The 6252-nt window shown below is 74.6% G+C and carries 5 protein-coding genes; 1 reads left to right on the forward strand and 4 read right to left on the reverse strand.

All coding sequences use genetic code 11. From position 1 onward, the window contains the following. Nucleotides 1-7: 7 nt before the first annotated feature. The 4 genes from H7K62_RS03510 to H7K62_RS03525 all read right to left on the reverse strand — a co-directional run bounded on the left by H7K62_RS03510 (nt 8) and on the right by H7K62_RS03525 (nt 5161). The gene (locus tag H7K62_RS03510) at nt 8-742 is read right to left on the reverse strand and encodes an energy-coupling factor transporter transmembrane component T family protein (RefSeq protein WP_370591600.1); all 735 of its coding nucleotides are present in this window, start codon (nt 740-742) and stop codon (nt 8-10) included. Nucleotides 743-867: 125 nt separating this feature from the next. Next, nucleotides 868-1569 (reverse strand): MptD family putative ECF transporter S component, encoded by a 702-nt coding sequence (locus H7K62_RS03515; RefSeq protein WP_186716322.1) that lies wholly within the window; start codon nt 1567-1569, stop codon nt 868-870. A 32-nt stretch (nt 1570-1601) separates the two neighbouring features. Next, a complete protein-coding gene (locus H7K62_RS03520; protein WP_186716575.1) occupies nt 1602-3320 on the reverse strand; it encodes an ABC transporter ATP-binding protein in 1719 nt (572 codons plus the stop codon). Between the two features lie 53 nt (nt 3321-3373). After that, nucleotides 3374-5161 carry an ABC transporter ATP-binding protein gene (locus tag H7K62_RS03525; RefSeq protein WP_222436922.1) on the reverse strand — a complete coding sequence of 596 codons (1788 nt, stop codon included), beginning with the start codon at nt 5159-5161 and terminating at the stop codon, nt 3374-3376. Between the two features lie 186 nt (nt 5162-5347). On the opposite strand from H7K62_RS03525, the gene H7K62_RS03530 reads away from it, so the two are divergent. Next, nucleotides 5348-6022, forward strand: coding sequence for a TetR/AcrR family transcriptional regulator (locus H7K62_RS03530; RefSeq protein WP_186716326.1), 675 nt, complete (start codon nt 5348-5350; stop codon nt 6020-6022). Nucleotides 6023-6252: the final 230 nt, after the last annotated feature.

A 6252-nucleotide genomic window follows, 5' to 3' on the forward strand; every position in this document is an offset into this window, starting at 1 on the left:
GAAGCCGTCACCGCAGCGTCCCCGAGCCTGACCAGGCACCCACCAGGGCCCCGACCAGGCCGCTCGACAGCGCCAGGGCGGCGACGGCAGCGGCGCACAGGGCGTCGGCCGGTCCGAGGCGGGGAGCTCGCAGGGCCGTGGGGCGGTGGGCGCCGCCGAGTCCGCGGAGCAGGGCTGAGGCCGACAGGTCCTCGGCCGCGCGCAGGCTGGAGGCGACGAGCGGCACCACGAAGCGCTCGGAGGTGGCGACCGGGGAGCGCAGCGCGCGCCTCCAGCCGAGCAGCCCGCGCAGCCGCATCGCATCGACCACGGCGGCCGCCTCGGCGGCGACCACCGGCAGGAAGCGCAGCATGACGGCGGCGCTCACCGTGAGCGAGCGCGGCAGACGGGCGGCCCGCAGGCCCGCGACCAGCTCCCCCGGGGGCGTGGTGGCCACGAGGTGGGCCGCCACGCCGGCGACCACGGCGAAGCGCAGCGCGAAGGCGGACGCCACCGCGAGAGCGGCCGTGACCGGGTGGGGCACTGCCGCCGGGAGCACGGTGACCAGCAGGGTGAGCGCCCCGAGGACGACCACCACGACGAGCAGCCGCCGCCAGGCGCGGCTGGCAACGGCCAGTCCGAGCGCCAGCCCCGCGGCGGCGGGCACGTGCACCTCACCGCCGGGTCTCATCACCGCGAGGCTGGTGAGCAGCACCAGGGCGACCCGGGTGCGCGGGTCGAGCCGCCAGCCCCGGACGCGCACCGGCTGCGGTGCGCCGGGCGCGGCCACCGCGGCCTGGGACGTCGAGCCCGTCGTCGTCCCGGTCGGGGCCGCTGTCGCCGTCGTCGTCGTGACGGGCACCGCCGTCGCGGGCGTCACCGGTGACGTCACGGGCGGGGGGCCGGACCGGCCGGGGCGAGCCCCGCCTTGACGAAGTGCTTGCGCAGCAGCGCCAGACCGAGCAGACCCCCCAGCAGGCCGGAGACGAAGGCCAGCACGTCGAAGGCGAGCAGGACCGGAACCGAGAACAGCGCATCCATGGCCGCCCGGTAGTCCGGGCTCATGGCCTGCATCGAGGGCGTGGCGAAGTACCCCTGCCGGTCGTAGAACAGGGGCAGCAGGGGCCCTGCGAACCAGGCGCTGAAGACACCGCACGCCATCACGCTGGCCGCGCGCGAGCGGTAGCGGCCCAGCCACAGGACCACCTCGGCGACCACGGCGAGGGCGACGGTGAGCGCGAAGCTGACCGGAGGGTGGCCGAGGACGAGCAGCAGACCGGCCACGAGCACCGCGAACAGCGTCAGCACGCCGGCGTGGCGGGTGCGCGCCACGAGCAGCATGAAGGGCACGCTGCTGACGACGACGCTGACCAGCAGCGCCATCAGCATCACCAGCGGGTTGACGTACCCGAGCATGTTGATGGCGAAGATCACGACGATGTACAGGGCGGCGAAGACGCCGACGTCCACGAGGTCTCGGGGACTCATGGAGAAGCTCGGGCGGCGGCGCGCCCGGTCCGGCGCCGCGGACGGGGTGGCTGCGGCGCTCGGCGTGGGCGAGGTGCTGGGCGGGGTGGCGGGCGTGGACATGCAGGACCTCTCGGGGGGTGGTGGCGCTCGGGTCAGGAGGTGGGCGGTGAGGTGGTGGCGGAGGTGGTGAGGCGCCAGCCCGCCGCACGGGTTCGCTCGGCCCAGTAGCGGGCGTACGTACCGCCGGCCGCGAGCAGCTCGGCGTGCGTGCCCTGCTCGGCGACGCCGCCGCGACCATCGAGCACGACGATGCGGTCGGCGGTCGCGATCGTCGACAGGCGGTGGGCGACCACCACCACGGTGCGGCAGCGCCGCAGCTCGGCGACGGCGTCCTGCACGGCCTGCTCGTTGGTGACGTCGAGGGCCGCGGAGGCCTCGTCCAGGAGCACGACCGGGGCGTCCTTGAGCAGCGCGCGGGCGATGGAGACGCGTTGGCGCTCACCGCCGGAGAGCAGGGCGCCGCCCTCCCCGACGCGGCTGTCCCACCCCTGGGGCAGGCGCTCGGCCACCTCGTCGACGCGGGCGCGCCGGGCAGCGTCCAGGACCCGCTCGCGCGGAGCGTCGGGGTCGCCGAGCCAGACGTTGTCCAGCACCGTCCCGTCGAAGAGGTAGACGTCCTGGAACACGGGGGCCACAGCGGCGAGCACCTGCACGGTTCCCAGCTGCGGCAGGGGGACCCCACCGAGGCTCACGACACCCGCCTGCGGGTCGTGGGTGCGGGCCATCAGCCGGGTGATGGTGGTCTTTCCGGAGCCGGACGGCCCGACGATGGCGGTCATCGCCCCCGCCGGGGCCTCCAGGGTGACGTCGCGCAGCACGGGCTCGGCGTCGCCGTAGGCGAAGGTGACTCCGTCGAGGCGCAGGGTGTACCCGTCCGGGGTGGCGGGCCGGTCGGGCTCGGGCAGCGTCGGCTCTTCGAGCAGGGCGCGCACCTGCGCCAGGGTGTTCGCCGCTACGCGGACGCCGCCGCCGAGCGCCCCCGAGTGGACCAGGGGCTCGGTGAAGCGGACGGCCAGCACCAGCAGGGGCACCAGCTCCTCCACCGCGAGCTCGCCGCTCAGCGCCAGCTGGGTCCCGAGCAGCAGCATCCCGACCACGGCCAGCTGGACGGTGGCGCCGAAGAGGCCGATGCCCGCACCACCGGTGAGGTGCACGTGGCGGTTGGCGCTGCGCTGGGCCTGCAGCGCGTCGTCGACCAGCTGCTGGGCGATGGTGCTGTCACCGGCGGCGCGCAGGGCGGACTGCGTCCGTGCGAGCTCGACCAGGCGCGCCGAAGACTCGGCCACGGCGCTCACGTGCTCGGCGTCGGCGGCCCCGAGCCGCCCCACCAGCCGGCGGTAGACGATCCAGAGCACAGGGACCGTGCAGAGCACCACCAGTCCCAGCCTCCAGTCGATGACCAGCGCCCCGAGCAGCACGGTGGTGGGGGTGACGACGGCGGTGAGCAGCGGCCTGACGACGCCGTACGGCGCCGAGGCGGCGAAGACGGCGCCGCGCGTGGTGAGGTCCGCGACGGTGCCGGACCTGTCGGTGGTGAACCAGCCGGCGGGCAGCTCGACGACCCGGTCCCCGATGCGCGTCAGCAGCGCCGTCAGCACCTCTTCGGCGACGGCCGAGCCGGCCCGCGACGAGCACCAGAACGCGACCGCGTACCCCGCGGCGAGGCCCACGACCACGGCGAGCCACGCGCTGGCGCCCCAGGGGCCCGCAGCTCCCCCGGGGCCGCCGCGCAGCAGCGCCGCCAGCAGCGGCGCGAGGGCGAGGAACGCCAGGCCCTGCAGGACTGCCGCCACCACCACCCAGGCGACCATGCGGCGCAGCACGGCGGCCCCGCGCGCATCGAGGAGCGCGAGCAGCTGGCCGGTCACCGCGCGACCCCCGGACCCGCGAGAGGTGCCGGTGCCGGCGCCTCGGCGGCGTAGCGCTCCCACATCTGCTGGTAGAGCCCCCCGGCGACCGCCAGCTCGGAGTGGGTGCCGTGCTCGATGACACGCCCCCGGTCGAGCACCACCAGCTGGTCGGCGCCGACGACGGTGTGGAGCCGGTGGGCGATGACGACCACGGTGCGGCCCGCCGCGAGGGAGGACAGGGCGTCCTGGACGGCGGCCTCGGAGTCGGGGTCGGCGAAGGCGGTGGCCTCGTCCAGCACGAGCACCGGCGCGTCGGCGAGCAGCGCCCGGGCGATGGTCAGGCGCTGGGCCTCTCCGCCGGAGAGGTGGGCGTCCTCGCCGACCACGGAGTCGTAGCCCCGGGGCAGGCGCTGGATGCGGTCGTGCACGTGCGCGAGCCGGGCGGCGCGCTCGACGGCCTCCTCATCGGCGTGCGGCCTGGCCAGGCGGATGTTGTCGCGGATGCTGGTGCGCAGCAGCTGGACGTCCTGCAGGACGAACGCGACGCTGCGGTACAGGTCGGCCGGGGCGAGCTGGCGGATGTCGGCCCCTCCGAGCACCACGGCACCGGCCGTGGGGTCGTAGAAGCGGAGCAGCAGGCGGGCCAGGGTCGACTTGCCCGAGCCGGAGGCGCCCACGAGCGCGGTCACGGTGCCTGCCGGGCAGCGCAGAGCGACGTCGCGGAGCACCTCGTGCTCGCCCTCGTAGCTGAAGCTGAGGTCGGTGACCTCGACGTCGTGCCCGTCGGCCGCGACGGGCGCCTCGGGCTGCGGCACGACGGGGGTGCTCAGGAAGGCCAGCAGCGAGGCCCGCGCCTGGACGGCGCTGCGCAGGAACTGCCCGGAGAAGCCGAGGGTGAGCAGCGGCGCCGCCACGGTGGCCCCCAGCAGCAGGGCGGGCAGCACGTCGAGGGGGCTGGCGGCCCCGGAGGTGACGAGCCAGGTGCCGACCGCGCCCAGCACGGCGAGCACGACCACCGGCGAGGTGAGGACCTCCAGGAGCGCCATGAGGCCCGCCGTCTCGCGGGACCACTGCCCGTAGAACGCGGCGAACCGGGTAGCGACCTCGCCGAAGCGGCGGTGGCTCCGACCCGCCTGGCCGAACGCCCGCACCACCGCGATGCCGTGGACGTACTCCACCGAGGCCGCGTTGAGGTCGGCGAGGGAGGCGTCGTACTGGGCGTACTTCTCCGCGCTGCCGCGCATCACACCCGCGAACAGGACCAGCGCCACCAGCACGAGGGCAAGGCACGCCAGGGCCATCCGCCACTCGACCGCGAAGAGGTAGGCCAGCACCACGACCGGCACCACGACGGTGGTCACCGCGTCCTGCAGGGCGTGGGCCGTCAGCTGGTGGATCGCGGAGACGTCGTTCTGGGCGACCTTGCGCACGGCGCCCGACGACCGGGCGTCGAACCACCCCAGCGGCAGCGCCCGCAGGTGCTGCACGATCCGCCTGCGCAGGTCGAGCTGCAGGTCGCTGTCGGCCAGGTGCGCCAGCAGGACGGCGCCGAGGTTGGCGGCCACGGCGACGACGAGGGCGAGCGCCGCCCCCACGGCCGCCGCCCACGCGCGTCCGGCGTCGACGGCACCCCCCGAGGTGGCGGGCCACAGGGCCCTGGTCAGCTCGACGATCCCCACCAGGGGCACGACGCTGGCCAGCGCACCGACCACGCTGAGGGTGACGACGACGAGCACACGGCCCCGCACCGCGCGGAAGAGCCCGCCACCCACGGGCTGGGCGGGTCCTGTCACAGCCAGCACACCCCTCTCCTTCCTCATGAGGACGTCGTAGAACACTGTTCTACAACGGCACTGACCGTAGAGGTAAGGCGACCCTCACCACAAGGCCCACCGCAGAAGGAGCCACACTCGCTCCACTGCACCGGCCAGGAGGAGGTGCCCGCCGCCGTGCCCGACCGTCCGAGTCGCCCAGCCAGCCGCCTCCCCGTGGGCCTCACGTCCGACACCGTCGTCGACGCCGCCCTGGAGCTCACCCGCAGCTCCCACCTGTACAGCTGGTCCGTGCGCGACCTGGCCCGTCGGCTCGACGTCGCGCCGTCGGTGCTGTACCACCACGTCGGCGGCAAGGACCTGCTCGCGCGGCGCGTCGTGGAGAGGGTGCTGCTGCAGATGCGCGTGCCCTCAGGAGACCTGGACTGGGAGGAGTACTTCCGCTCCTTGCTGCTGGGCTCCTACGGCCTCTTCACGACGCACCCCGGGGTGTCGAAGTGGCTCATCGTGCACGGGCCGGTGCTGCCGGCGGCCCTGCCGGTCGTCGACCGTGGCGTCGCAGCACTGCAGCGCGCGGGCTTCGGCGAACACGCCGCCATGGCCTACGCGCTGCTCCTCAACAACGCGGTGATGACCGTCTCAGCGGGAGACGATCGGCTGCAGCACGAGGACGACGGTCCCCGTGACCACGCTGCGATCATGGCCGAGCTGGAGCGCCACAGCGCCAGCAGCCCCGGCGCCAGCGTCCTGTTGGCCGGCGTGCGCCCCTTCGCCGGCGTCGACGCCGCGGCTGAGCGAGAGAGGTACTACCGGTTCGTGGTCGAGTCCACGATCAACGGGCTGCGCCTGCTCCCGGCTTCGACGGTGCCGCCAGGGTCTGGCAGCGTCTGAGCACAGACCCGGTGTCGGCTCCCGAACGTTCGCCCACTGAGCCAGCGCGTCTCGGTCGTCGATCGACTACCGGAGCAGCCGGACCTCGACAGGCAGGTCGAGCTCGACCCAGACGCGGTCAGCCGTGAGAACTGATGGTGGGTCGCTGCGCACGGTCAGCGCGAGGCAGCAGCGGTCACCGAGGGAGAGCTGCCGGCCACCGGGCAGGCCACGCAAGGCCCCAGCGAACT

This window comes from Quadrisphaera sp. RL12-1S (assembly GCF_014270065.1).
Taxonomy (GTDB): Bacteria; Actinomycetota; Actinomycetes; order Actinomycetales; family Quadrisphaeraceae; genus Quadrisphaera.

Excerpts from the sequence above, each read along its gene's own strand:
- H7K62_RS03520 (WP_186716575.1), bottom strand. The coding sequence starts at position 3,320 with ATGGTCGCCTGGGTGGTGGTGGCGGCAGTCCTGCAGGGCCTGGCGTTC.
- H7K62_RS03515 (WP_186716322.1), bottom strand. The coding sequence starts at position 1,569 with ATGTCCACGCCCGCCACCCCGCCCAGCACCTCGCCCACGCCGAGCGCC.